Annotated in this window: 2 protein-coding genes; one reads left to right on the top strand and one right to left on the bottom strand. The window is 40.4% G+C overall.

Annotated features, from left to right (window positions below):
- Positions 1-170: 170 nt before the first annotated feature.
- A complete protein-coding gene (gene yccS / locus E5A76_RS18425; RefSeq protein ID WP_161119813.1) occupies positions 171-2,354 on the top strand; it encodes a YccS family putative transporter in 2,184 nt (727 codons plus the stop codon).
- Between the two features lie 66 nt (positions 2,355-2,420).
- Here yccS and E5A76_RS18430 read toward each other — a convergent pair.
- On the bottom strand, positions 2,421-3,150 hold a 730-nt coding region (locus E5A76_RS18430; RefSeq protein WP_161119814.1), incomplete at its 5' end, for a hypothetical protein.

The following is a 3,150-nucleotide window of genomic DNA, read 5'->3' on the forward strand; positions in this document are numbered from 1 at the left end:
ACAGAATGGTTCAAGTAACGATGTTTAAATTCTGATATCGTTAAGCCTATTTTTAACAAAAAATGCCAAATAATTTCGTTATTTACATGAGCTTATTTGGAACATATTTATTACTAGATTATTCTAGTTGTTTCGTTGTAATTCTTTATCAGAAGATTGTTAATATCCATATGCAAACTAACAGGTTACATCTCAATTTCCGACGCTATTGGGTTAACGATAGAATTAACTATTCTATCCGTGTACTCATCGCCTTAGTTGGCGTCGTGCTACCATGCTGGTATTACAATTCAAACAATGAAGTCACGCCGTTAGTACTTGGTGTTATTGCTGCCGCTCTGGCTGAAACTGACGATAACCTAATCGGTCGAATTAAAGCCCTAACCCTGACTTTACTGTGTTTTCTTATCGCTTCTATTTCTATTGAAGTGCTATTCCCTTATCCGATTTTATTTGCGATAGGATTATTCACTTCAACCTTTGGTTTTATCATGCTGGGCTCTATGGGGCCGCGTTACGCCAGTATCGCTTTTGCCTCATTATTACTGGCGGTTTACACCATGCTCGGCGCCGATCATAGTGTGAATCTATGGTATCAACCGATGTTGTTACTCGGTGGTGCATTTTGGTACGGCTGTTTGTCGTTAACATGGCATATTTTATGGCCTAACCAGCCAGTACAACGCAGCCTCGCTAATGTCTTTAGTGAGTTTGCCGATTATCTTGACCATAAAAGTCAGCTTTTTGAACCTGTTGCTGATCTCGTGCCTCAACCATTACGTTTAAAAGCAGCAAGCCAAAACGCGCGTGTAGTGAATGCTTTAAACACTGCTAAAGCAACACTATTGCATCGTGCTCGCCGTGGACAACCTAATACCACTGGCGATCGCTTCTTGACCATTTACTTTATGGCGCAAGATATACACGAACGTGCCAGTTCTTCGCATTATCGCTATCAAGATCTGGCGGCTAACTTTAATCGCAGCGACGTATTGTTCCGCTTCCAACGTTTATTACGTTCACAAGCGGTTGCATGCCGTGATATTTCCACTGCATTAGCCATGGGAAAATCATACTCCCACGATGAAAAGAGCCTAAAAGCATTAAACGAGCTACAAGAGTCACTACAATATTTACACGACCAAAATAAGCCTGAGTGGAAAATGTTGCTGATCCAGCTCGATTTTCTATTCAACAATTTAGCGACCGTTGAACGTCAGCTAATGAATATCAATAACCCTGATGCCACGCATACAGATGACGAAAGTGATATCCAATTAGCCGATAACGAAGCTCATGGTGTTAAAGAGTTAGCAAAGCGTATCAGTGCACAATTTAATACCGACTCAATGCTGTTTCGTCACGCAATTCGAATGGCGATTGCATTAACCGTCGGTTATGGCTGTATTCAAGTCTTGGATTTACAACGTGGTTACTGGATTTTGCTCACCACACTATTTGTTTGTCAGCCCAACTACAGTGCTACTCGTCAAAAACTTCGCCAGCGTGTGATAGGTACTATTGCTGGTATTTTAGCGGGTATTCCCCTGCTCTACCTATTTCCGGGGCAAGAAGGTCAGTTAGTGCTAATGGTGGTGGCTGGCGTCCTGTTCTTCTCGTTTAGAATGGTCAAATACGGTTGGGCAACAGCATTTATTACTTTGCTGGTATTGTTCTGTTTTAACCAATTAGGTGAAGGTTATGCGGTTATTCTGCCTCGTTTAGGCGATACCTTGATTGGCTGTTTACTGGCAGTGTTAGCAGTAACCTTTATTCTACCAGACTGGGAATCTAAGCGTTTACACAAGGCAATGTCTGGGGCTATTAATGCTAACAAAGATTACTTAGCGCAAATCATTGGTCAGTACCGTATCGGCAAGCGTGATAGCTTGAGTTACCGTATTTCACGTCGTGATGCTCACAATACCGATGCCCATTTAAATACAGCGATCAGTAATATGTTGGCAGAGCCTGAGCGTTACCAAATTGACGCGAATGAGAGCTTCCGTTTCTTAACTTTAAACCATGCCATGCTGAGTTATATTTCGGCATTAGGTGCTCACCGAACGCAACTTGATGATGACAAGACACACCAGTTAGTATCAGAGGCACACCGTATCATTCACGCTCACTTAGAATGTTTAGCGGCTCAGCTGGCAGGGAATGCATGTCAACAAGCACCCGCGCTAGATGTCGATTTAGATCAGCGTTTAGGGCAATGGCGTGATGAAGACTGTACCTCGGTACGAATGGTGTTGCAGCAACTTCACTTGATCCACCGTATGCTACCTGAAATGCACAAACTGGCAGATCAGCTTGCGCCTCAAGTGAAAAAACAAGAAGTAACTGCATAAGGCAAGTTAGCAAGATAAACAAAAGGACTGGATGGTGACATTCAGTCCTTTTTTAAAAAATAGAAATCATTCGTCATTAGGGTCAAATGTATCTTCTGGATAATAATTCAATACCTTATACATCTTTGGTTTCCCTCTTACAGTCTGAACTTCTACATCAACAACAAATGCAAGCTCTTGCCATGGCTTCTTTAAAGAAGAATCAGGATGGAGCATTCCTTCTTTTAATGCGTTATTTTCAAAAATAACCTTTAGAGCAGACTTCGATATATCATCAATAATAGCTTTGTTACCAGTATCCGAGCTTGAATCAAATTTTGTTTGATACCAATACATAACTTTTTTGAGATGTTTATTCTCTTCAGGCGTATCAATTTTTTCAACTAATCGACTGATTTTATTCTGCATTACAGCGGCTTCTGTTGAATTAAAGACAAAATTATTAATGACTTTACCACCGTCAGAAACGTTGATATTCATTTGAGAACCGTTGTCTTTAGCTATCGGCTCAATAATTTTATTCCAATCTTGAAGATCTTGTTTCGTCATATCTTTAGGCGCTGAATCAGTTTTCCCTAACAGCCAGTTGCAGACATTCTGGATTAATGATGTCCATTGAACTAGAGAGCCGCCTTCCCAAAGTAAAGGAATTATTGGTGACGCTTGTGACACCAATTCAATAACAATTGAACCTTTCCTAACTTCTTTGATTAATAACTCAGAACTAATGTCGGTTAATTCATCAGTTTCAGAGTCAACAAACTTATGAAATTGTTTATTAAAAGATAATAGTGAT

The sequence above is a fragment of the Photobacterium lucens genome (assembly GCF_009873615.1).
GTDB lineage: Bacteria > Pseudomonadota > Gammaproteobacteria > Enterobacterales > Vibrionaceae > Photobacterium > Photobacterium lucens.